Origin of the sequence: Paenibacillus sp. lzh-N1 (assembly GCF_002872435.1) — a bacterium.
In the GTDB taxonomy this organism is placed as follows: Bacteria; Bacillota; Bacilli; order Paenibacillales; family Paenibacillaceae; genus Paenibacillus; species Paenibacillus polymyxa_C.
The window spans coordinates 3,115,001-3,137,738 of record NZ_CP025696.1; the positions used below are offsets into that span (position 1 = coordinate 3,115,001).

Consider the following 22,738-nt stretch of genomic DNA (forward strand, 5'->3'; position numbering starts at 1 on the left):
GGTTAAGGGGAGTGGTAAGCCTTCGGGCGAAGCTATGAACCGAAGCCCCAGTAAACGGCGGCCGTAACTATAACGGTCCTAAGGTAGCGAAATTCCTTGTCAGGTAAATTCTGACCCGCACGAATGGCGTAACGACTTGGGCGCTGTCTCAACGAGAGATCCGGTGAAATTTTAATACCTGTGAAGATGCAGGTTACCCGCGACAAGACGGAAAGACCCCATGGAGCTTTACTGCAGCTTGATATTGAATTTGGGTACGATCTGTACAGGATAGGTGGGAGCCGTTGAACCTTGAGCGCCAGCTTGAGAGGAGGCATCCTTGGGATACCACCCTGATCGTATCTAGGTTCTAACTTGGTACCGTGATCCGGTGCGAGGACAGTGTCAGGTGGGCAGTTTGACTGGGGCGGTCGCCTCCTAAAGAGTAACGGAGGCGCCCCAAGGTTCCCTCAGAATGGTTGGAAATCATTCGAAGAGTGCAAAGGCAGAAGGGAGCTTGACTGCGAGACCTACAAGTCGAGCAGGGACGAAAGTCGGGCTTAGTGATCCGGTGGTACCGCATGGAAGGGCCATCGCTCAACGGATAAAAGCTACCCTGGGGATAACAGGCTTATCTCCCCCAAGAGTCCACATCGACGGGGAGGTTTGGCACCTCGATGTCGGCTCATCGCATCCTGGGGCTGAAGTAGGTCCCAAGGGTTGGGCTGTTCGCCCATTAAAGCGGTACGCGAGCTGGGTTCAGAACGTCGTGAGACAGTTCGGTCCCTATCTGTCGTGGGCGTAGGAAATTTGAGAGGAGCTGTCCTTAGTACGAGAGGACCGGGATGGACGTACCGCTGGTGTACCAGTTGTTCCGCCAGGAGCACCGCTGGGTAGCTATGTACGGAAGGGATAAGCGCTGAAAGCATCTAAGCGTGAAGCCCCCCTCAAGATGAGATTTCCCAGTATGTAAGACCCCTTGAAGACGACGAGGTAGATAGGTTGGGGGTGGAAGTGCAGTAATGCATGGAGCTGACCAATACTAATCGGTCGAGGGCTTATCCTAAGATAAGACGCAAGGAAGTTTCGGATCCAGTTTTCAGGGTGTAAGTTCAGTAGATCGTCAGCTCAAGGAGCTGAAGTTACACGAACAAACACACAGCATTTGGCGATGCTGATTCCTGAAAAAGAATTTGCGAAGCAAATTCATGTTTGGTGGCGATAGCGGAGGGGTTCCACACGTACCCATCCCGAACACGACCGTTAAGCCCTCCAGCGCCGATGGTACTTGGACCGCAGGGTCCTGGGAGAGTAGGACGCCGCCAAGCGAGTTTTGCAATTATTATTCCCTGATAGCTCAGTTGGTAGAGCACTCGACTGTTAATCGAGTTGTCACAGGTTCGAGTCCTGTTCGGGGAGCCATATGGAGAGGTGTCCGAGTTGGCCGAAGGAGCACGATTGGAAATCGTGTAGGCGCCAAAAGCGTCTCGAGGGTTCGAATCCCTCTCTCTCCGCCAGAATTATTTTATAGTATGGCCCGTTGGTCAAGGGGTTAAGACACCTCCCTTTCACGGAGGTAACAGGGGTTCGAATCCCCTACGGGTCATAGTAGTATGGAGGCTTAGCTCAGCTGGGAGAGCATCTGCCTTACAAGCAGAGGGTCGGGGGTTCGATCCCCTCAGCCTCCACCATTTATTTTTAATAGATTTCCCTACTATTGCCGCGGGGTGGAGCAGTTCGGTAGCTCGTCGGGCTCATAACCCGAAGGTCGCAGGTTCAAATCCTGCCCCCGCAACCAATTAACTTTTTAATGAAAATTATTGTGGAACTGTGGTGTAGAGGCCTAACATGCCTGCCTGTCACGCAGGAGATCGCGGGTTCGAATCCCGTCAGTTCCGCCAACACAAAGTTACATTACCCTGTTGGGAGCCATTAGCTCAGTTGGTAGAGCACCTGACTTTTAATCAGGGTGTCGAAGGTTCGAGTCCTTCATGGCTCACCATTCATGTACTTATACGTCATGGATATAATTGTATTGCGGACGTGGCTCAGCGGTAGAGCATCGCCTTGCCAAGGCGAGGGTCGCGGGTTCGATTCCCGTCGTCCGCTCCATATTTGCGCCCTTAGCTCAGCTGGATAGAGCGTTTGACTACGAATCAAAAGGCCGGGAGTTCGAATCTCTCAGGGCGCGCCATTAACTTCATAAGCCGGTGTGGCGGAATTGGCAGACGCGCGCGACTCAAAATCGTGAGGGAAACCGTGGAGGTTCGAGTCCTCTCACCGGCATCTATTTCGGGATGTAGCTCAGCTTGGTAGAGCACCTGGTTTGGGACCAGGGGGTCGCATGTTCAAATCGTGTCATCCCGATTCAATAGGAAGTCGCTGGAAGCAGCGACTTTTTTGTTATTATCTTTTGTATAAATCAGTAATCTTCAGGTCACACTAACACAAAAAGTGGGACGGAAGGGATTACTGTGAAGCGATTAAGTTGGAAAAAACAGATGAAACGGCGCTGGAAACAGTGGAGAAGAACAGTGTGGGCATGTACTATTTTGGGTGCGGCTTGCTTACTGACAGGGTTAGGCATTCTGTTTTCGAATCATATGCAGGCTATGCTGTCGCAACCACTGGCTACTCCCGTTATGGCAGAGATGGAGGAGGAGTCACCAAATTATACTTCTACCGAAGACCGCTCCTCGCAGATGCAGCTATTGCAAAGTATTCATGCTTCCGGTATAAGCAGGAAGACCCGTTTGTTAACTACCTACGTATGTGGTACGGAGACCACTTCCTTGGGAACGTTAAGTTCACAGCAACTGCAAAGTTTGCTGAAGCAACATCCCGATTGGAAGGGACGGCTTAATACTAAAGGAGAAGTGTGGCTGGAGCGTAGGGTGGAAGATTTGTCGGAGTCATGCAAAGAGCGTGCATATATGGGCTTAAGCACTGATGGACAGCTTACATTGTTTGAAGGGCTGCCTAAAAAGGAAAAAGTAATTCGTACCTTTTTTCAATTGGATATAGGGTCTATGGAGACGGCCTTGCCGGAAGGGGTATATAAACAACTTCAGCAGGGAATCCGTGTACAGGATATAAATGAGTATAACAGTGTAATCTCCACTTTTAGTGACTTCGCAGTGGAGCGAACACAGAGGGTATTAAAGCAGCATTATTGATTACAAGTCCGAGACGTTAGGCTTTGCCCATGAGGTGAGGCTTGTAGCGTCTCTTTTTATGTTTTCACTCATGGTTAAATTTTTTCCTCTATTAGATACAAAGTTTTGTTATAATGAAAAGAACGACACATATGTTCGCTTTATATGGGATTTGGTCATGTATATTGACGATAGTACTGACTGTTGGTTAGTTACGCCATGTTTGCGCGATAGGGGAGGGATTTTGTTGCGTTTTCTAGGAATTGATCCGGGTATTGCCATTGTGGGCTTCGGATTTGTAGACAAGGTTGGTAGTAAGGTGGTTCCTGTGCAATATGGCTGTATCCAGACGGAGGCACACACTCCCGAAGAAGACAGGCTGCTTCACGTGTATGAAGGCATGTTGCAATTAATTGATAAGTATAAGCCGGATGCGGTAGCATTGGAGAAGCTCTTTTTTAATCGCAATGTTACAACGGCTATGTCTGTAAGTCAGGCACGTGGGGTGCTGGTACTGGCTGCCAAACAACGTAATTTGCCTATAGGGGAATACACGCCGATGCAGGTAAAGCAGGCTATTGTAGGGTATGGCAAGGCGGAGAAGAAGCAGGTACAGGAGATGGTTAGAATGTTTCTAAAGCTCCAGGCTGTGCCCAAACCGGATGATGTAGCGGATGCTTTGGCAGTGGCTATTTGTCATGCGCATTCCTATGGACTAAATTCAAAATTAAATGAGGTATTACGAAAATGATAGATTTCTTGCGTGGTTCTGTAGCTCACTTGGAAAATGAATATGTCGTTTTGGATGTGCAGGGTGTAGGGTATCGGGTATTTTGTCCGAATCCTTACGCCTTCGCCAAAACGGAAGGACCGGTGGTTATTTACACTCACCATCATGTAAGGGAAGATGCTATTTTACTGTTTGGGTTTGCAACCCGTGAGGAGCAGCAATTATTCCGTAAATTGATCGATGTGTCTGGTATTGGACCACGGGTGGCTCTTGGTATTTTGGGAGGCGGTACGCCTGCGCATGTGGTGACGGCGATTTATCAGGAGAATATCACATTTCTCACCAAATTACCGGGGATCGGTAAAAAGACGGCACAACGTATGATTCTAGATTTAAAAGACAAGCTGGACGGTATTGGGGCGTTAGGAATGGCTACCGGATTGTTTGCGGAGCCTGCTGTAGAAGAAGGCGAAGGTTCGTACTGGAGTGAGGCGCGTGAAGCGCTTAAAGCACTCGGTTACACGGATGCTGAGTTAGATAAGGTATGGAGCAAAATGAAGAAAGATGCGAAACCTGATGATTCTGCCGACATTTTGATGAAACGGGCTTTGCAACTGTTGTTTGCCGGATAGGACGCTGTTGTCCGTGAATAGAAATCTGGTAAAAAGAGGAGCGATGGAATATGGATGACCGGATTATTTCCGCCAATTTGATGATGGAAGACCAGACGGCGGAGTTAAGCCTTCGCCCCCGTTATCTAAATGAATATATCGGGCAAAATCAGGTTAAGGAAAATCTGAAAGTATATATTGAAGCAGCCAAGATGCGTAAAGAAGCGTTGGACCATGTATTGTTGTACGGACCGCCCGGATTGGGTAAAACCACTTTGGCTAACATTATCGCCAATGAGTTAGGGGTTAATTTACGTACAACTTCAGGTCCTGCAATTGAAAGACCGGGAGATTTGGCAGCATTGCTGACCAACCTTCAAGAGGGTGATGTTTTGTTCATTGATGAAATTCATCGCCTTCATCGTACAGTGGAAGAAGTCATGTATCCGGCGATGGAAGATTTTGCACTGGACATTATGATTGGCAAAGGCCCAAGTGCACGTTCAGTTCGTTTGGATTTACCGCCCTTTACTCTTATAGGCGCTACTACACGCGCTGGGTTGCTCTCTGCGCCATTGCGTGACCGATTTGGCGTTATTAGTCGATTAGAGTTTTATACGACAGACGAGCTGGCTTACATCGTGTCTAGGAATGCGGATATTATGGAAATCGAGATTGTCGGGGATGCAGCGGAGGAAATCGCATTGCGTTCACGGGGGACACCGCGGATTGCCAACCGACTGTTAAAAAGGGTACGTGATTTTGCCCAAGTTGCCGGAGACGGTATTATTCATTCAGAGTTGGCTGCAGAGGCACTAAAGAGACTTCAAATAGATCCACTCGGGCTGGATGAAATTGACCATAAAATGCTTAAGGCTATGATTCATTCATTCCGGGGCGGACCTGTAGGATTGGACACCATTGCTGCGACCATTGGTGAAGAGAGCCAGACAATTGAAGATGTGTACGAGCCTTATTTGTTACAAATTGGCCTTTTACAAAGAACACCTCGCGGACGAACGGTGACTCCGGCGGCATATGCTCACCTTAGAATTCCCATGCCAACAGACCCACGGTGACTAGGAAATCATGGTGCACATTTAAAAATCATTGAGTTATTCGTAAGTATGGCGATATGAAATGGATTAGACAGATGAACTGAGTAAGAAGTGTATAAGTCCGTTTCGAGCGGGTTCAAATTTTAGTTTATTCCGCCGATGTATTTAAAGGGATAGACGCGGGTCGAGATCCCGATAAATCATGTAATATAAGTGCTAGTCAGCTAGAATTGGGGGAGCTAGAAATGAGTGGAGATACATTAAACCGAAATAAAAATTTCAGAGCGTGGACAGGCCGGCTCAAACGAGCAGCTTTGATTATGGTATTAGCTACAGCTTGCATACCTTGGCCTTCAGCTGTTCAGGCTGCTGCCGCCCAAGAGGATATTCGTGTAGTGATCTTTGCGGATCTAGGCAGTAAATATAAAGCGACAGTTCCCGCTGTAACTTTGAAATCATCAGGGAGCCTGAGTGTTGGCCAGAACAGTGGGGACAGCTTTCAGGCTTGGATGGGACTGCCAGACAGTACGGCTCGTTTTAGTGTAGACAGCTATCGAGTGAAGGTGCTTGAAGGAAATGAAGCGGCTGCGATAAAAGCGGCTCAAGCTCTGCAAAAGACTAATGATAAACCTACTGTTTTTATTGGTTCAAAAAACGGTGGCTCTGTCTATCAAGTGTATGCGGGATTATATGCTAGTGAACAGTCGGCACAGGCTGCTGTGCAGCGGATTTCCTCAGCAACCGGAGCACAGGCCGAAGTTAAGGGAAACAAACATTGGTCGACGGGAAGCTACGGAAGCGAGCAGGAGGCTAATCTCGTTCGCACGACAATTGCTGCCGCAGGTTTTGATGCTTTTACTGTAATTCAATCAAGAGGCCAGTATGCTGTATGGGTTGGAGAAGAAAGTAATGACAGTAAGCTGTCGGCCTTGAAAACAGAGCTGGAGAGCAAGCAGCCTAGACTCACCCTTTCCAAAGTGAATACTACTCAAACTGGTCTTATCCTAAGACAGGAAGCAGGGGTAACGACAGGCTCACAGGTGATGCCTCATTACATGCTAAGTGGCTCTAATAATAGCAAGATAATTGTCAACGGCGGTAATAATGGAATCCAAGTGGTCGAAAGGTCACAGCGTACATATCGCGGCGACATGGAGATTGGCATAACGTCAGGACAGCTGGCGCTTGTGAATGAAGTCCCTTTGGAGCAGTATTTGTATTCCGTAGTTGGAGCAGAAGTCTATTCCTCATGGCCAGCTGAAGCGCTTAAGGCTCAAGCGGTAGCGGCTCGCAGTTATGCGCTTGCCCAAGGCAATCGGTTTCAGATCGGCAATGTTGTAGATGGCACGCTAAGCCAAGCTTACAATGGTAAGAGCTCAGAACATGCAAATGTCAACGAGGCTGTAGATGCAACAACTGGTGAAGTTATTAAGAGTGGCGGCAAAGTGGTCGAAGCTGTATTCTCCTCTAATGCGGGCGGTGTGACAGCAGATGCTTCCGAAGTGTGGAATAGTGGTGGCGAAGCGTTTGCGAGCGTGGACAGCTCAGGAGATACCTCAGCGCAAAAAGGAGCACAGGAGTGGTATCATGTACTTCTCTCCAGTGGCAAGACAGGTTATATCCGCGAGGATAATGCTAAGGAGCTGGAGGGAGTCACAGAAGCGGGGTTAGACAAAATCACCGTCACTGCGGAAAATACAAATGTGCGTCCTATTCCTCAAATCCAATCAACGGTTACACCCGTAGCAAAGGCGCAGCCGGGTGAAGAGATGATTGTTCTGGAAAAGGTGCCTCAATCCGGAGACTATGCATGGGTTAGAGGGCCCTATACAGCAGCTCAGATTGCTAAGTCCTTGCAAGGGAAAATAACTGGCACAGTACCGTCCTCTGTTAATCACCTTGATGTTACCAAACGGGGTCCGTCAGGTCGAGTGTTGGAGGTTGAAGCAGATGGAACTCCACTAAAAGTGAAGTATCCGGACATGTATCGCTCAGCGATGGGGGGACTACCAAGCACACTGTTTGATATTGCGAGTACCGGCAGTTATACTGTATTAGGCGCTGATGGAGCTACTACTCATGTAAGCGGCACACAAGGTGCCCAAATTCTGTCGGCATCTGGGAGCAGCACTTTAAGTGGTAACGGGGTGGTCGTCATGAATGAAGATCGCCATGCACGAGTCATTGACAAAACGCAAAGCTTTATTTTTACAGGTAAAGGGAATGGTCATGGCTTGGGCTTATCACAATGGGGGGCCAATGGTTTGGCAGAGCAAGGGTATGATTACAAGAAAATTTTGAAACACTATTACAAAAATGTGGATATAGTTAAGGACTGACCAATATATGAACGTAAACGATTACGATTTTGAACTACCTGAAACATTAATTGCACAGACGCCTTTGCTTGAGCGGACCGCTTCTAGATTACTGACGTTAAACAAAAACAACGGTGAAGTGGGACATCATACCTTTTCGGATATTGTGCAGTATCTTCAGCCAGGGGATACGCTGGTTCTGAATGATACCAGAGTAATTCCTGCACGTTTGTTTGGCATCAAGCAAGACACCGGGGCTAAGGCCGAGGTTTTGCTGCTTAAACAACTGGAGGGAGACCGATGGGAAGCATTGGTGAAACCCGGCAAAAAGCTGAAAAAGGGAGCTGTTATTGTTTTCGGTGATGAGCTGAAGGCAGTTATTGAGGAAGAAGGAGATATGGGCGGAAGGGTACTTTCATTTTCATATGATGGTATTTTTCAGGAGATCCTGGATCGCTTAGGGCAGATGCCGCTTCCTCCGTATATTAAGGAACAGCTGGATGATCGTGAGCGGTATCAAACCGTTTATGCTCGGCACGAAGGTTCTGCTGCGGCTCCAACGGCAGGGTTACATTTTACCGAAGAATTACTGGACCGGATTAAAGAGAAGGGCGTTACGGTTGCCTTTATCACACTTCATGTCGGTTTAGGGACGTTCAGACCGATGTCGGTGGATACGATTGAAGAGCATGTCATGCATGAAGAATACTATTCATTGTCACAGGAAACGGCGGATGTACTCAATGCAACCAAGGCGCGCGGCGGAAGAGTCGTGGCAGTGGGAACAACCAGTTGCCGAACGCTGGAGACGGTGGGCAATAACTTCGTAGATGGTGTACTACAGGCCAGCAGTGGCTGGACACAGATTTTTATTTATCCAGGCTATAAATTCCGTGTGGTGGATGCAATGATTACGAATTTTCATTTGCCTAAGTCCACCTTGGTTATGCTGGTCAGCGCACTGGCTGGCAGAAAGAATATTATGCATGCTTACCAGGAGGCGATTGACCAAAAATATCGGTTCTTTAGCTTCGGGGACGCTATGTTCATTTATTAATTAAGGATGGTAGAGAAAATATGGCACCAGCAATAAGATACGAACATATTAAGACCTGCAAGCAATCAGGAGCACGTCTTGGGCGTGTACACACGCCTCACGGAGTTATTGAGACTCCAACCTTTATGCCCGTGGGAACTCAAGCAACTGTTAAAACGATGAGCCCTGAGGAACTGAAAGCGATGGATGCTCATATTATTTTGAGTAATACGTACCATCTGTTTCTTCGTCCTGGTCATGATATTATCCGAGAAGCGGGCGGACTGCACAAGTTTATGAATTGGGATCGTCCTATTTTAACAGACAGCGGCGGATTCCAAGTGTTTTCCTTAAGTGAAATGCGTAAGATTTCAGAGGAAGGTGTTCATTTCCGCTCTCATCTAAATGGAGATAAGAAGTTTCTTTCTCCGGAAGTGGCGATGGAAGTCCAAAACTCGCTTGGCTCGGATATTATGATGGCCTTCGATGAATGTCCACCGTTTCCGGCTGAGTATGAATACGTGAAAAAGTCACTGGAGCGTACCAGCCGTTGGGCTGAGCGTTGTTTGGAGGCACATGCGCGTCCACATGATCAAGGGCTGTTCGCCATTGTACAAGGAGGCATGCATGAAGATCTGCGTAAGCAAAGTGCGGCAGATTTGACTTCCATGGATTTCCCGGGGTATGCTATTGGTGGACTGAGTGTAGGTGAACCTAAGCATTTGATGTATGAAGTGCTCGATTACACGGTTCCTCTGCTTCCTACTAACAAACCACGTTATCTGATGGGCGTTGGTTCGCCGGATGCTTTGATTGAAGGCTCCATTCGTGGTGTGGATATGTTCGATTGTGTACTTCCAACCCGAATTGCTCGCAACGGAACAACGATGACAAGTCAAGGACGTCTTGTTGTTCGGAATGCGAATTATGCAAGTGATTTTGGCCCGCTTGATCCGGCTTGTGATTGCTACACTTGTCGCAATTATTCACGTGCTTACTTGCGACATTTAATTAAAGCAGATGAAACCTTCGGGCTCCGACTGACAACGTATCATAACTTGCATTTCTTAATACAATTGATGCGTAATGTCAGACAAGCGATTATGGATGACAGGCTGCTTGATTTCCGCGATGAATTTTTTGAGCAGTACGGTCTTCATGATAATGATAAAGGCTTTTAAGTTTTAGGGGAGAGTATACGAAAGGGGGATTTAATGTGTTTCATTTTGCTACAGCTGCGGCTGCACCTGGTGGAGCTGGCGGACTTTTTCAAATGATCTGGCCACTGGCTCTGATGTTTGTAATCTTCTATTTCTTGCTGATTCGTCCGAATCAGAAAAAACAAAAGCAGCGTCAATCGATGCTTCAAGCTTTGAAAAAAGGAGATAAAGTAATTACAATCGGAGGACTTCACGGTACAATTGTGGAGATTACGGACGATGTGGTTGTTTTGCGTGTGAACGATGTGACGAAGCTGACCTTTGACCGCAGTGCAATTAGTAATGCGATTGCAAAAGACACTGCATCTGAGGAAGTTGTTTCTAAATCGTAAAATGCGATTGTTATGCAAAAACCGAGCCTTTGAGGAGGCTCGGTTTTTTTTGTGTTACATACATGTTGACTTACTTACTAAAGTTAATGCCAAACATCCCGCCACCTGCTCCTATAACAAACGCGATTCCTAAGTGCAGCAGGTCTTTACCATTCATGCCTGCATCCAATGCCAAAAAACCGACCAGAAGAACGATTAGTCCATACAGAATGCCTGTAATACCGCCTTGATACCAGCCTTTGTTCGTGGATCTTTTACCGGCGACGAAGCCACCAGATAGCATGGCGAATGCGTGGACGATGTACGTATACAATGATAAGTCCTGTTCTTGCATCTGTGTCATCCACAAGAGTATTGAAAGAATCAATGCGCCAAACAGCATCCATGCAAAGGCATAAAATAAGCCGGATAAAATGGGATGGGCCAGACGAAACGAACACCAGCGGCGAATGAGCTCCATGGATAATTCCTCCTGTACCAAGGTTTGAACTATTATCATTCTATGGCCAAGCTTCCCGGGTTAGTACCAAGTCGTAAGCAGTCTTTCTCTTTATTTCAATAATTTAGCCTTTTGTTTTTTGTATGAGCCAAGTGAGGAACGGTCAGAATACGTGTACAATGAACGACTAATGTCTTGTCGCAAGTACAGGAGAGGAGGCGAACCTAGTTGAGTCACGATATTTTTGCTCATATTTTTCGGACGCTGCTCATGTATTTTATTGTATATCTGGTGATGCGCTTGATGGGTAAAAGGGAGATCGGAAAATTGTCTGTTTTCGATCTCGTCATATCCATTATGATTGCGGAAATTGCTGTATTCAGCCTGGAGGATATAAAACGTCCACTTTATGAAGGGCTGATTCCTTTAGGAGTGCTGTTAATTTTGCAAATCGGAATTTCCTATTTCAGTCTGAAAAGTCGGCGTCTGCGCTTACTATTTGATGGTAGGCCCAGTGTATTGTACTCAAATGGACAACTAAACAAGGACGAAATGGCGAAGCAACGTTACAACTTAGATGACTTGCTGTTACAACTTCGTGAACAAAATATAGAAAGTTTGGATGAGGTTGAGTATGTCATTTTGGAAACAACAGGTAAACTTACGGTGATTGACAAGGATTTTTACGATGGCGCTAAACACGAAAAAATAAAGCAGGAACAAAACAAAAATGATTTGATAAGCAAAGAACAACAGGAAAATAAAGTCCACCCTTCTCCACAAATCGGTGGAAAGTTTAGATATGAGGGACTACCGATTCCATTAATTATGGACGGCAAGGTGCTGGATCGAAATTTGGAACGGATGGATATGAACCGTTTTTGGCTTAAAAATCAGATTCAAGCGAAGGGTCACAAAGATTTTAAGGATGTTTTCTTATGCTCGGTCAACCATAGAGGGGATGTGTATATTACACCACCGGCCTATGGAGAATCTTTGGATTAGCTTTTTTTATGCTTTAAACCATCTTCTCAATATTGGAATGCGTGTGAGGTTGTCCCAGTCGATCATTTTGATCAAGGTCATCAGTAAAAGGTAGAGAATAATTCCCAAGCCTGCGGCAAACATAAATTGGAGCCACATTTGATCGAAAATCGTTAAATGTCTGTAGGTATATAATACCGCTGCCGCCATAATGATCATGCCCATCCCGGTTTTCCAGAAGTCAAGTAAACGTACACGAAAGCGAAGCAGTCTGCTGACACTGAAGCCATGTAGGAGGGTAACGATAGCACTGTTAATACAGATGGCAATGACAGCTCCGTAGATACCGTACTGAGGCTGAGAAGCAAGCCATACAATCAGCACAATTTTGATAATGGCTCCGATAAAGGTGTTTAATAAGGCACTTCCAGGACGGTCTAACGCCTGAAGTGCTGCCTGAAGAGGGGCCTGAATGTACATAAAAAGTGCAAAGGGAGCCATGAGTTTAAGCATGCCCGCAATATCGCCATTATTGTAGAGCAGCAGACACAGCGGCTCTGCTAATACATACATAATTACGGCAAATGGGGCTCCTGCGACTAAAGCAAGTCGAAGCGATTGATGCAAACGTTTGTGAATGGCAGTAACATGCCCTTTCGCTGCTGCTTCGGATAACGAAGGCACGAGTGAAACAGCCAGCGAACTGGTAAGGGCCCCTGGTAGTAATAACACAGGAATAACCATGCCTTGCATGGCCCCATATTGTGCGGTTGCCACGCCAGTTGCAATGCCTGCTACGGCGAGGCTACGCATGCATAAGATAGATTCGAGCAAATAAGATAAGGAACCGACAAGCCTTCCAGCAGTAACGGGAACAGATATCGACATAAGACGTGACAAAACGGATGATTGGTCGGTATGAACTTTTAGGGGTAAAGGGGCCTTTGGTTGAAGAATGTGATCTTTTCGCTGGTTCCAAGCATATTGCCACAGCAGCACAACCATGCCAATGAATTCACCCGCCAAAGCACCGAGCATGGCACCTGCAGCAGCGTAGGCTACACCATGAGGAAGTAACAAGTAAGCAAACCAAATGACGCAAAAAATGCGCATGACGGTTTCCGCAATGGAGGAACTTGCGGAAGGAATCATATTTTGTTTTCCTTGAAAATAGCCCCTATAAGCTGAGGAAACAGCAACAATGACAATCATTGGGCTCATACTTACGAATGTATAATACACACGGCTGTCGGTCAGGAGATGGCTTGTGATCCAAGGTGCAAACACAAGACAGATTGCCATGGCGATCAGGCTGAGTGTAATGGTGAAGCGCAAGCTAGTGTGCAAAATACGCCGTGACATCTCGGGTTGCCCCGCCGTTTCAGCTTCAGCTACAAGCTTGGCTACCGCAAGAGGGATGCCCCCAGTAATAAGAGTCACTAGTACAATAAAAAAGGGATACCCCTGCTGGTACAAGCCGACTCCTTCGGGGCCGATGATACGCGGGAGTGCGATTCGGGGAATAAAACCCAGTAGCCGATTGATGATACCCGCTGCCAATAAAATAATTGCTCCATGAATGAATGTCTGCTTTTTCAATCGCAACTCCCTCTTCCCAAAATGAAATTCTGCGTCTATGTGTTTCCTTAGAAGATATGCTGGACCTGTCCATGTTCATGACAAGCTTTTCAGTTTGAAACAAGGTGATCCAGACTACAAGAGGGAGAGTGGTGAATTCTGCTATTGACGAGCGAAATGAATGCATATATTGTTGATTTACGGCTATTTTTCGACGAAAAGAAGGGTTTTCCAAGATCAGGACAGAAATGTTCTATAAAGCAGTCAATAACCCCGCTAATTGCTGATCTGCGGAACCGATAGTCGCTGGGAGGAGGAACGACCATCGTGGGTATGGAAGAGCTGGATGAGCAGGATTGGGATGACGCAATTGAGATACTCTGTCAAAGTAAGGCAGACGAGCTGATTCTCGTAGGCTATGAACATGTCACCAGTAAGGACGTGTGGAATTGCGTCAGCCATAAATATGAAAAGGAGGGTATTCCTCCGCTGCACAAGCTCGTTAACGATATACTTTCCCTTAAAGCGACGAGCTTTATGAACTATTTGACGATGTCCGCATTACGGGGCTCCACTTTCGAATAGAAGGGGGTCTTTTTTTGCGTTCAAATTGACTGCTTTTTGAGGGGTAGCTATAATAGGAATATTGAGAATGAAAGGGGAACATGGGACGGAATGAAGAGAATTCTAAGTTTCATCGTGGTCGTGCTCATAACTACTGGTGTTATGATCGGGACAAGCCCGGGCCTACTAAAAAGTTTAAAACTAGGCCTCGATTTAAAGGGAGGCTTTGAAATTTTATATGAAGCCCAGCCTTTGGAAGCCGGGCAACGTGTAACCAGCCAGTCTCTGATACAGACAGCACAAAGTCTGGAGAGACGGATTAATGCGCTTGGTACGACTGAGCCGGAAGTAACAACGGAGGGCACCAATCGTATTCGCGTGCGGCTTGCTGGTGTCTCTAATGAGGCAGAAGTCCGCTCCATGCTGAAAAAACCCGCAGAGTTAACCTTCCGTAGTGCAACGGCAGCAGATGCTAAAAAGCCGGGTCAATACAGCAAAATTGAGCTCCGTGGTAATGATTTTGTGGAGAATGGCGCTGTTGTAGGCTATGACCAACTGAATCAACCTGAGATTAGTATTAAAGTAAAAGACAAAGCCAAATTTGCAGAAATCACAAAGCGACTTATGAATAAAGAGTTGGCTATTTTCCTGGATGATGAATTGCTGTCTGCACCTACAGTCCGTAGTGAATTGACGGATGGCAGTGCTTCGATTACAGGTAACTACACACGTGATGAGGCGAACAAGCTAGCAGATACGATAAACCTGGGTGCTCTTCCACTTAAACTGACGGAAAAATATTCTCAGAGCGTAGGGGCTACATTGGGTCAGCTGTCACTGGATCAGACGATCCGTGCTGGTTTGATCGGTTCGATCATCATTCTGATCTTCATGATTGCAATGTTTCGTGTACCAGGCCTAGTGGCCAGCTTCTGTCTCATCGTTCATACCTGGCTGGTGCTTGTGATCTTCTATTTGGGCGGCTTCGTGCTTACACTTCCAGGTATTGCTGCATTCGTGCTTGGGATCGGGATGGCAGTCGATGCCAATATCATAACGTATGAACGGATTAAAGAAGAAATCAAGTCAGGCAAAACGATTCGCTCTTCTGTCATTGCAGGCAGTAAGGCCTCGTTCCGTACTGTTATGGATGCCAATATTACGACAATTATAGCGGCAGCCGTCATGTTTGGTCTGGGTACAGGCTCCGTTCGAGGATTCGCTCTCGTGCTCATCGTTGATATTGTCGTCAGTATTTTGACGAATATCTTCTTCTCGCGCTTCTTGCTCAATCTGCTAGTTAAAGCGGATGCTGTGAAGAAGGCCAAGTATTTTGGTGTGAAGGAGAGTGATATCAGTGCGCTTTAATTGGGACTACAAATATGTCAAGATGAGCAAGTGGTTTTATACATTCTCGATTATCATCACATTGCTTGGTATTTTGAGCTTGTCGATATTCGGTTTGAATTACGGGGTTGATTTTCGTTCCGGTTCCAACGTGGATGTTAATTTGACTAAGGCAGTTACACAAAAACAGATTCAAACATTGCTGGACAAGAACGGGATCGGCAAAGAGGTGGATTATACACCAGGTAAAGAGCGCTTCGGCATTCGTTTTTCACAAGTGTTGACGGATCAGCAAGTGAATGAATTCAAAACCTCTTTTAACAAAGAGCTTGATCCAAAGGCATCATTTGAGGTCAATACGGTGGATACGGAAATGGCGCAAGAGCTGGAGCGAAATGCAATTTGGGCGGTTTTGCTAGCCTCTGTGGCCATTGCTATCTACATTTCGATCCGGTTTGAATGGCGTTTTGCGGTTGCTGCAATTGTTTCGTTGCTGCATGATGCGTTTCTTGTCATCAGTATTTTCTCGATTTTCCGACTTGAGGTCGATTTGACCTTTATTACGGCCATTCTGACGATTGTCGGTTTCTCCATTAACGATACCGTCGTTATTTTTGACCGTATTCGGGAAAATCTGCGATTTGCAAAGAAAAAGTCCAGAACCGACTTGGAGCAAGTAGTCGATCACAGTATTGCACAGACAATGACGCGTTCACTCGCAACGGTGTTTACAGTGTTTATTGCCTCTGTCTGCCTATTCATTTTCGGCGGCGAATCCATTCGGATGTTCTCGCTTGCGATGGTGATCGGTTTGCTATTCGGTGCTTACTCTTCCATCTTCATTGCCAGCCCGCTGTGGGTAGCTTTGAAGGGGAAACAAAAGACCCCGACAGCTGGTGGAGCAGCCAAAACTGCAAAGTCTTAAGTTACGCAAATACCAGTAGTATAAATTAAAGAGAAAGCCGCGTCTGCTTGGGCGCGGTTTTCTAAGGTTTTAAGATTTACCTTATGCTGTGGCTAATAGTGAAACACCTGATTGTAAAAGGTTTAGTTTTAAGAATTCGGTTATATTGGATTGGAGCTTTATCGGGAAATGGTTAGTTCAGGATTGAGGGGGAAACGTTGTGAATAGCGAACGCAGCCGATCATTAGAAACTGCGGCGTTGAGCGGGATTGTAGGTAATCTCGCGCTGGCTGTTCTAAAGGGAACCGTCGGTTATGCGGCAAACAGCAAGGCGTTGATGGGGGATGCACTGCACACGGCTGCGGATAGTGCTTCCCGTTTGCAGGAGATGCTGTTTTCCAAGGGTGGTACAGATCACGGAATGCTGGCGCGATTGCGGAACGGTGAAAAAGTTCGGACGGTCATATCTGTGGTGCTGGCTATTTTAGTGCTGATGAGCGGACTTCAGCTAGGTATTTCTGCCGTTCGTTCATTAAGCAGTTCGGAACCGCAGGCTCCCGGTCTGTATGCTTTAATTACCGTGTTAATTGCCCTGGTGTTGAGAGAAGCGTTATTTCAGTTTCAATATCGCTATTCGATTAAACATGGCCATAAAGCGGAAGCAGATCGGTACGCTAACCATGAACGGTACTCGCTGTATGCATCGCTGATTGCATTGATCGGTATGATCGGTGCAATGACTGGCGAAGCAATGGAATGGCCTGCATTATTGTATCTTGATCCAACTGCAGCTTTGCTGGTAGCCTGTCTGGTGCTGCGTAAAGGGTATCTGATGGTGATGAATACCGCTTATCAGGCACCTGCACAGCCCTTGCGGGAGGAAGACTCCCAGCGCTTTATGGAGACGATTCAACGAGTATATGGTATTGTAACGGTTGAACACTTACATGCTCAGGAAACGGGCCATTTCATAACAGTGGATGTAACGATAAGTGTTAACCCGCGGATTACGGTGCAGGAAGCGCAGGAAATTGCCGATCGAGCCAAAAATTTACTGTTAGCCCGTTTTCCACAGGTGACTCATGTACAAATGCAGTTCATTTCTTACCAAGCCGGGTATCCTTATAAATCCAATCATGAACTGCCTGATAATGATGCGTCGTCCTTGCTTCAATAAGGCAGGCCGACTATGAAAGAAAGGTGAATAGGATTGCTTCATTCGCAGTACAGATGGAAGACCCCGGATGTTAACCTGGAAGCGGCTCAGCCGTTAACAGAAGAGCTGGGGATTTCACCATTGTTGTCCCGGCTTTTAGTGAACCGGGGCGTCACTACGGCCGGGGAAGCAAACCGCTTTTTGTACGGAAGTGTGGACGATGTACACGACCCATTTCTGCTTCTTGGCATGAAAGAGGCCGTGCCGAGAATTCGCCAGGCTCTGGAGCGCGGCGAGCATATATTAATCTATGGCGATTATGATGCGGACGGCGTATCCAGTACATCATTGATGATTCAGCTTATGCGTTTTCTGAAGGCATCTTATGATATTTACATCCCCCATCGTTCCAATGAGGGATATGGTCTGCACAATCATGCTCTGGACTGGGCACATCAGCAGGGAGTTACGCTGGTCATTACAGTGGATACAGGAATTAGTGCAGTAGAGCAAATTACTTATGCGACTTCCTTAGGGATCGATGTGATTGTGACTGACCATCATGAACCGCCTGCTGTGCTTCCCGAGGCTTATACTTTGATCAATCCGAAGCTACCGGATTGTCCCTACCCATTTAAAGGTCTTGCAGGCGTTGGTGTTGCCCTGAAGCTAGCTCAGGCGCTGTTGAGTGAAGTACCCGAGGAATGGTTCGAAATCGCTGCTATTGGTACGGTAGCTGATTTGATGCCACTATATGGTGAGAATCGGACGATAGTACGTAGAGGGATTCAATCCATGAGAAACTCCGCATTTCCAGGGATTCGAGCGTTGCTTCATGTAGCGGGCGTGGAGATATCCACAGTGACTTCGGTCAACATCGCATTTGCATTGGCTCCGCGGATTAATGCGAGCGGGCGTCTAGATCATGCGGGTCGAGCGGTTTCTCTGCTGACGACAGAAAAAGAGGAGGAAGCAGATCAACTTGCGCATGCACTGGATCTGCTCAATCGTGAGCGTCAACAAGTGGTCGAACGCATTGTGGAGCAAGCCGAGCAGCAATTAGCATCCAAACTAAATGGAGGCAAGCTTCCATCTGTTATTGTTCTGGCTGGTGAGGGCTGGAATGTTGGTGTCGTCGGAATTGTGGCATCCAAGCTATTGGATCGTTATTATCGTCCGACCATTATTCTGGGCATAGATACGGAGACAGGCATGTGCAAAGGCTCTGCTCGTTCTATTCCTGCATTGGATATTTATAGTGCTCTTACAGATTGTCATGAGCTTATGGAGCATTTTGGTGGACATCCTTCGGCAGCGGGGATGACGCTGTCCCGTGACCATCTGGAATTATTCGAAGAGCGGCTAAACCGCTATGCAGGTTCCATTCTGACACCGGAAGATTTTATCCCTATAGCTGAGGCCGATATGGTCTGCCGTCTGGATGAGGTGTCTTTACAAGTGGTTGAAGAACTGGAATTGCTCCAGCCTTTTGGGATGGGAAATCCTTCTCCACGATTCGTATTACAGGGACTTCAATTGCGTGAAGCTCGTAAAATGGGACGTGAGAAAAACCATGTGAAGCTATTGCTGGAGCAGAACGGTTTATCGCTGGATGCGATTGCCTTCCGACGTGGCGATTTGGCTGATTTTTTACAGCAGCAAACGGACATAGATCTGTTGGGTGAATTATCAATTAACGAGTGGAACGGTAAACGTTCACTCCAGCTGATGATGCAGGATATTCGTGTACAGGCTCCGCAAATATTTGATTATCGTGGAGTATCGGACCCTCTTGCCGAACTGGAGCGAGGGCTGAGGATCTTCCATCCAAGCTTAGAGGAAAGAAAGAATAATGTTGCGGTGTTGATCCATCCGTCATCCAGGCTTCGGCCATCGAGCTCCGTGAGCGCTGAATCCTTATGGCTATACGATAAAGATGGCAGCGTTACTCCCAGTGAGGGTCAAAAAGATACACAGCACTTTGTGAAGTCGCTATTCGTACTGGAGCCGCCAGATACACCCGAGCAGTTTCATGCCTTATGGTCTACCTTTGAGAATGTGGAGAATGTATTTCTTCTTCATTCGATCAGTGAGCGTGGCGGCCGGCTCGTAAGCCCCGATAGGGAGCTGTTTAAGCGTATTTACATTGTGCTTTCCCGAATGGGAACACAGCTAATTGACGAAAAGGCAATGCTACCTGCTCTTAGCCGGCAGTGCTCCTGTTCAGTACGCATGTTATCCAAAGTACTGGATATCTTCGAGGATCTTGAGTTTTTGACGCGTACAGATGGTCAATTTCGTTTTGTATCCAATCCGCCCAAGCGGGATTTAACTGCTTCTCCGCGCTATCAGGAATTGTATAATATGGCTGAGATGGAGCGGTACTTATTGGATGCAGACACCACCCAGATGACGAGTTGGATCATGTCGCTTATGAAGGGTGCGTCTTGAGATACTACCTTGCAGTTTTGTAAAATGTATATACTAATTAGAAGTTTACAGTAGGAGGAACTAAGTTGGACTACAAAGAATATATTCGGGTGATTTCCGATTTTCCACAACCAGGGATTAGTTTTAAGGACATTACGACCCTAATGAAAAATGGTGAACTGTATCGTAAGGCAATCAACGATATGAAGGAACTGGTATCTGATTTAAAAATTGATTTGATTGCAGGTCCGGAAGCACGTGGATTCGTTGTCGGTGCACCTCTGGCTTATGCGCTTGGTGTTGGTTTTATTCCCATCCGTAAGAGTGGTAAGTTGCCTGGAGAAACCATTGAGGAAGCATACGGTTTGGAATATGGTAAGGATACTCTGGCTATGCATAAGGATGCGATTGAGCCGGGGCAAAATGTTCTGATTGCTGATGATCTGCTTGCTACAGGTGGAACCATCGCTACATCCGTTAACTTGGTACGCCAACTTGGTGGCAATGTGGCAGGGGCTGCTTTTCTTATCGAGCTGTCCGATCTCAACGGACGGGCAAAGCTGCCTGACGTAGACGTATTCACCTTAATTAAGTATTAAGTATTTCGAAACCGGGGTTTCCCGGGAAATATTTATGTATGATGATTTGCCTAAATAGTCCGATGGAACATCTCTTTTCTCTAAAGAGTTGCTCCATCGGACTATTTTGCTTAACAGTGATTATATTGAATTTTCCCATTGTCACAAATTACCACGGTTTTTATTGGAAAAGAGTTATAAAAAAATAAAATAAATGTCGATAAAGATTAAAAAAAGAAACAGAGGTGGATATATATTGGGTATATTTCAATTTAAGAGTTTACAAGCACGAACATTTTCTACCTTGATTCCGCTAGTACTTATAACACTGATTTTAATCAGTTTTTTGTCTTATTTTTTTGCCAAACAGAAGCTGGATACAGAAATAAGCCAAAATGCTGCTCATTCCTTGTCGAGGGTTAAAGCAGATATTGCAGCTAACGTAGATCGTCATGCTTTACTTGTTTCGATGCTGACTAAGAGTGCGGAACAAGTGGGAACAGAAATGAACATTGAAGATTATGGACGACTCTTTGAACAAGAGCTGACATTAAATGATATGACTTACGGGTTAGGGATTTATTTTGCTAAAGATGCGTATGATCCAGGAGTGACATACCGTTCAATATATGTGCATAGAGATGGCGAGCTAGTCAAGCAATCGACTGAATATGACGATCCACAATATGACTATTTAACGCAGCCTTGGTATACAGAAGCCGTGGAACGTGGTAAAGATATAAATTTCACAGAGCCATTTTACGATAGCAAGCTGAAAATCAATATGATTACTGCGGGGAAAGCATTTTATAACAGAGAGGGAAAACTGTTAGGTGTCATTACAGGCGACCTAAACATGACGAATATCCAAACGTATATTGAAAAAATGAAGTTTGGTACTCAAGGTAGTGCGATCTTGATGGATAAGAACGGAGCTATTCTGTCATCCGGTCTCCCGTCCTTAAAATCAGGCGAGTCGTTAACAAATACGATAAATGCGGAAGCAGCACAAGCTATTCAAAAAGGTACATCTGGACAAGTCTCCGTAGCTATTGATCAAGAGAATTATCGGGTAATGTATGAAACGCTACCACAAACCGGATGGAAAATCGGCGTATTACTGCCAGAATCAGATTTGAATCGCTCTGCGAATGAAATGCTTAAACTGTTACTAATTGTTAGTGTTATAGGCATTTTGCTAATTATGGGAGCGTTATTGATTAATAATTCAGGTATGATCAAAGAGATTAAAAAAATTAGGCAGATGACCAACCGTATGGCTCTTGGGGATTATACCGTTGAACTACCCCATCATCGTAAAGATGAGTTTGGCCAAATGGCTGATGGGATCAATAAGGTGATTGTTGCAACCAGAGGGATGGCATTGCGCTTGAGCGAAGAGTCAGATGTGATCTCAGGCGTATCTTCAAAAATATCCCAAGAGATTTCTGGAGCTACTAAAGATGCGCAGCATAATGCAGGAGAACTGGCACAGGTGAAGGAAGGAGCCGAGCTTCAGTTGACCGCAGCAGCGGAAAGTGCGACTGCGATGGAAGAAATGGCTGTTGGCATACAGCGTATTGCTGAATCTATACAGCATGTATCCGAGGCTACCAGTGAGATTGAACATAAAGCACAACAAGGGAATGAACGGTTGAACGTGGTCAGCCAAGGAATGCATAAAGCGAAAATGTCTATGGATGAGGCAGGCAGAGTAGTAAGCTCGTTAAATGAGCGGTCCGCCCAAATTGGCAGTATTATTGGAATGATTCAGGAAATTAGTGGGCAGACCAAGTTGTTGTCGTTGAATGCTTCCATTGAAGCCGCACGTGCTGGGGAGCATGGCCGAGGGTTCGCTGTGGTGGCTTCTGAAATCGGCAAGCTGGCTGTTAACGTAAGCGAGTCTGCTGAGCAAATTACGAGTCGAATCCGAACCATGCAGGAAGAAACCAAATTAGCTTTGGAAGGAATGCAACAGGGGACTCTGGAAATGGATGAAGGAGTATCTATTTTACGTGAGGTGGAAGAACGTTTTATAGCGATGAATCAGGATATTCAGCAGGTGGCAATAGAGGTGCAGGAAGTTTCATCTGCCTCTGAAGAAATGTCGGCAGGCTCAGAAGAAGTTGCAGCTTCTATTGGTTATCTTGCAGACATTGCAAAAGCTTCAGCTGTACGTGCAGGGCAAGCCTCGGAACGCTCTGAACGGCAGCTAGAGGATCTGGAGGGTCTGGACAGCTCCGCCAAGTCGCTTACAGGTGTCTCTGATACGCTTAATCAGGTCGTATCCCGTTTTCGTGTGTGATATCTTCTTTTAAA

Annotated in this window: 18 protein-coding genes, 11 tRNA genes and 2 rRNA genes (1 of these 31 only partly in view); 29 read left to right on the top strand and 2 right to left on the bottom strand. The window is 46.3% G+C overall.

The annotated features are described in order from the left end of the window. From C0638_RS14170 to yajC, 21 genes are all read left to right on the top strand, one after another. A 23S ribosomal RNA gene (locus C0638_RS14170) occupies positions 1 to 1,045 on the top strand (it extends 1,882 nt beyond the left edge of the window). A 145-nt stretch (positions 1,046 to 1,190) separates the two neighbouring features. Further along, positions 1,191 to 1,307 (top strand): 5S ribosomal RNA (rrf, locus tag C0638_RS14175). 18 nt (positions 1,308 to 1,325) lie between these two features. Further along, positions 1,326 to 1,401: transfer RNA gene (locus C0638_RS14180), tRNA-Asn, on the top strand. Between the two features lie 3 nt (positions 1,402 to 1,404). Further along, positions 1,405 to 1,496, top strand: a tRNA-Ser gene (locus tag C0638_RS14185). 17 nt (positions 1,497 to 1,513) lie between these two features. Beyond that, positions 1,514 to 1,585 (top strand) — tRNA-Glu (locus C0638_RS14190). 9 nt (positions 1,586 to 1,594) lie between these two features. Continuing rightward, positions 1,595 to 1,670, top strand: a tRNA-Val gene (locus C0638_RS14195). A gap of 30 nt (positions 1,671 to 1,700) precedes the next feature. Continuing rightward, positions 1,701 to 1,777: transfer RNA gene (locus C0638_RS14200), tRNA-Met, on the top strand. Positions 1,778 to 1,803: 26 nt separating this feature from the next. Further along, positions 1,804 to 1,880: transfer RNA gene (locus C0638_RS14205), tRNA-Asp, on the top strand. 25 nt (positions 1,881 to 1,905) lie between these two features. After that, positions 1,906 to 1,981: transfer RNA gene (locus tag C0638_RS14210), tRNA-Lys, on the top strand. Positions 1,982 to 2,016: 35 nt separating this feature from the next. Further along, positions 2,017 to 2,091, top strand: a tRNA-Gly gene (locus C0638_RS14215). Between the two features lie 5 nt (positions 2,092 to 2,096). After that, positions 2,097 to 2,173, top strand: a tRNA-Arg gene (locus tag C0638_RS14220). Positions 2,174 to 2,185: 12 nt separating this feature from the next. After that, positions 2,186 to 2,265 (top strand) — tRNA-Leu (locus tag C0638_RS14225). A 7-nt stretch (positions 2,266 to 2,272) separates the two neighbouring features. Beyond that, positions 2,273 to 2,346: transfer RNA gene (locus C0638_RS14230), tRNA-Pro, on the top strand. Between the two features lie 107 nt (positions 2,347 to 2,453). Continuing rightward, a complete protein-coding gene (locus C0638_RS14235) occupies positions 2,454 to 3,155 on the top strand; it encodes a BofC C-terminal domain-containing protein (protein WP_058712559.1) in 702 nt (233 codons plus the stop codon). A gap of 226 nt (positions 3,156 to 3,381) precedes the next feature. After that, positions 3,382 to 3,885: a crossover junction endodeoxyribonuclease RuvC gene (gene ruvC, locus C0638_RS14240; RefSeq protein ID WP_016819144.1), complete on the top strand. Its 504-nt coding sequence runs from the start codon at positions 3,382 to 3,384 to the stop codon at positions 3,883 to 3,885. Continuing rightward, complete coding sequence (gene ruvA / locus C0638_RS14245; protein WP_025675036.1) at positions 3,882 to 4,496, top strand: Holliday junction branch migration protein RuvA; 615 nt, start codon at positions 3,882 to 3,884, stop codon at positions 4,494 to 4,496. The genes ruvC and ruvA overlap by 4 nt, the downstream gene beginning before the upstream one ends. 50 nt (positions 4,497 to 4,546) lie before the next feature. Further along, positions 4,547 to 5,554, top strand: a complete 1,008-nt coding sequence (ruvB, locus tag C0638_RS14250; protein ID WP_058712558.1) for a Holliday junction branch migration DNA helicase RuvB — start codon at positions 4,547 to 4,549, stop codon at positions 5,552 to 5,554. Between the two features lie 224 nt (positions 5,555 to 5,778). Then, a complete protein-coding gene (locus tag C0638_RS14255) occupies positions 5,779 to 7,872 on the top strand; it encodes a SpoIID/LytB domain-containing protein (RefSeq protein ID WP_058712557.1) in 2,094 nt (697 codons plus the stop codon). Positions 7,873 to 7,879: 7 nt separating this feature from the next. Continuing rightward, on the top strand, positions 7,880 to 8,908 hold the full coding sequence (queA, locus tag C0638_RS14260) for a tRNA preQ1(34) S-adenosylmethionine ribosyltransferase-isomerase QueA (RefSeq protein WP_025675031.1): 1,029 nt from the start codon (positions 7,880 to 7,882) through the stop codon (positions 8,906 to 8,908). A 20-nt stretch (positions 8,909 to 8,928) separates the two neighbouring features. Further along, entirely contained in the window at positions 8,929 to 10,068 is a 1,140-nt protein-coding gene (gene tgt, locus C0638_RS14265; protein WP_013372647.1) for a tRNA guanosine(34) transglycosylase Tgt, read from the top strand. Positions 10,069 to 10,103: 35 nt separating this feature from the next. After that, complete coding sequence (gene yajC / locus C0638_RS14270) at positions 10,104 to 10,439, top strand: preprotein translocase subunit YajC (RefSeq protein WP_013372646.1); 336 nt, start codon at positions 10,104 to 10,106, stop codon at positions 10,437 to 10,439. Positions 10,440 to 10,509: 70 nt separating this feature from the next. Here yajC and C0638_RS14275 read toward each other — a convergent pair whose 3' ends face one another. Further along, positions 10,510 to 10,899: a TIGR04086 family membrane protein gene (locus tag C0638_RS14275; RefSeq protein ID WP_013372645.1), complete on the bottom strand. Its 390-nt coding sequence runs from the start codon at positions 10,897 to 10,899 to the stop codon at positions 10,510 to 10,512. A 207-nt stretch (positions 10,900 to 11,106) separates the two neighbouring features. Here C0638_RS14275 and C0638_RS14280 point away from each other — a divergent pair, with 207 nt between their 5' ends. Continuing rightward, positions 11,107 to 11,883: a YetF domain-containing protein gene (locus tag C0638_RS14280; protein WP_013372644.1), complete on the top strand. Its 777-nt coding sequence runs from the start codon at positions 11,107 to 11,109 to the stop codon at positions 11,881 to 11,883. A gap of 6 nt (positions 11,884 to 11,889) precedes the next feature. On the opposite strand, the gene spoVB is transcribed toward C0638_RS14280, so the two are convergent. Then, positions 11,890 to 13,461 carry a stage V sporulation protein B gene (gene spoVB / locus C0638_RS14285; RefSeq protein ID WP_058712326.1) on the bottom strand — a complete coding sequence of 524 codons (1,572 nt, stop codon included), beginning with the start codon at positions 13,459 to 13,461 and terminating at the stop codon, positions 11,890 to 11,892. A gap of 306 nt (positions 13,462 to 13,767) precedes the next feature. Here spoVB and C0638_RS14290 point away from each other — a divergent pair, with 306 nt between their 5' ends. The 7 genes from C0638_RS14290 (at position 13,768) to C0638_RS14320 (ending at position 22,724) form a co-directional block, all read left to right on the top strand. Continuing rightward, complete coding sequence (locus tag C0638_RS14290) at positions 13,768 to 14,025, top strand: post-transcriptional regulator (RefSeq protein ID WP_013372642.1); 258 nt, start codon at positions 13,768 to 13,770, stop codon at positions 14,023 to 14,025. A 90-nt stretch (positions 14,026 to 14,115) separates the two neighbouring features. Beyond that, positions 14,116 to 15,372: a protein translocase subunit SecD gene (secD, locus tag C0638_RS14295; RefSeq protein ID WP_044787284.1), complete on the top strand. Its 1,257-nt coding sequence runs from the start codon at positions 14,116 to 14,118 to the stop codon at positions 15,370 to 15,372. Beyond that, the gene (gene secF / locus C0638_RS14300; RefSeq protein ID WP_052833350.1) at positions 15,362 to 16,276 is read left to right on the top strand and encodes a protein translocase subunit SecF; all 915 of its coding nucleotides are present in this window, start codon (positions 15,362 to 15,364) and stop codon (positions 16,274 to 16,276) included. The genes secD and secF overlap by 11 nt, the downstream gene beginning before the upstream one ends. A gap of 199 nt (positions 16,277 to 16,475) precedes the next feature. Then, positions 16,476 to 17,432 (top strand): cation diffusion facilitator family transporter, encoded by a 957-nt coding sequence (locus C0638_RS14305; protein WP_013372639.1) that lies wholly within the window; start codon positions 16,476 to 16,478, stop codon positions 17,430 to 17,432. 33 nt (positions 17,433 to 17,465) lie between these two features. Next, positions 17,466 to 19,862 carry a single-stranded-DNA-specific exonuclease RecJ gene (gene recJ, locus C0638_RS14310; protein WP_044787283.1) on the top strand — a complete coding sequence of 799 codons (2,397 nt, stop codon included), beginning with the start codon at positions 17,466 to 17,468 and terminating at the stop codon, positions 19,860 to 19,862. A 65-nt stretch (positions 19,863 to 19,927) separates the two neighbouring features. Beyond that, positions 19,928 to 20,440: an adenine phosphoribosyltransferase gene (locus C0638_RS14315; protein WP_013372637.1), complete on the top strand. Its 513-nt coding sequence runs from the start codon at positions 19,928 to 19,930 to the stop codon at positions 20,438 to 20,440. A gap of 235 nt (positions 20,441 to 20,675) precedes the next feature. Then, entirely contained in the window at positions 20,676 to 22,724 is a 2,049-nt protein-coding gene (locus C0638_RS14320; protein WP_058710635.1) for a methyl-accepting chemotaxis protein, read from the top strand. Positions 22,725 to 22,738 lie beyond the last annotated feature (14 nt).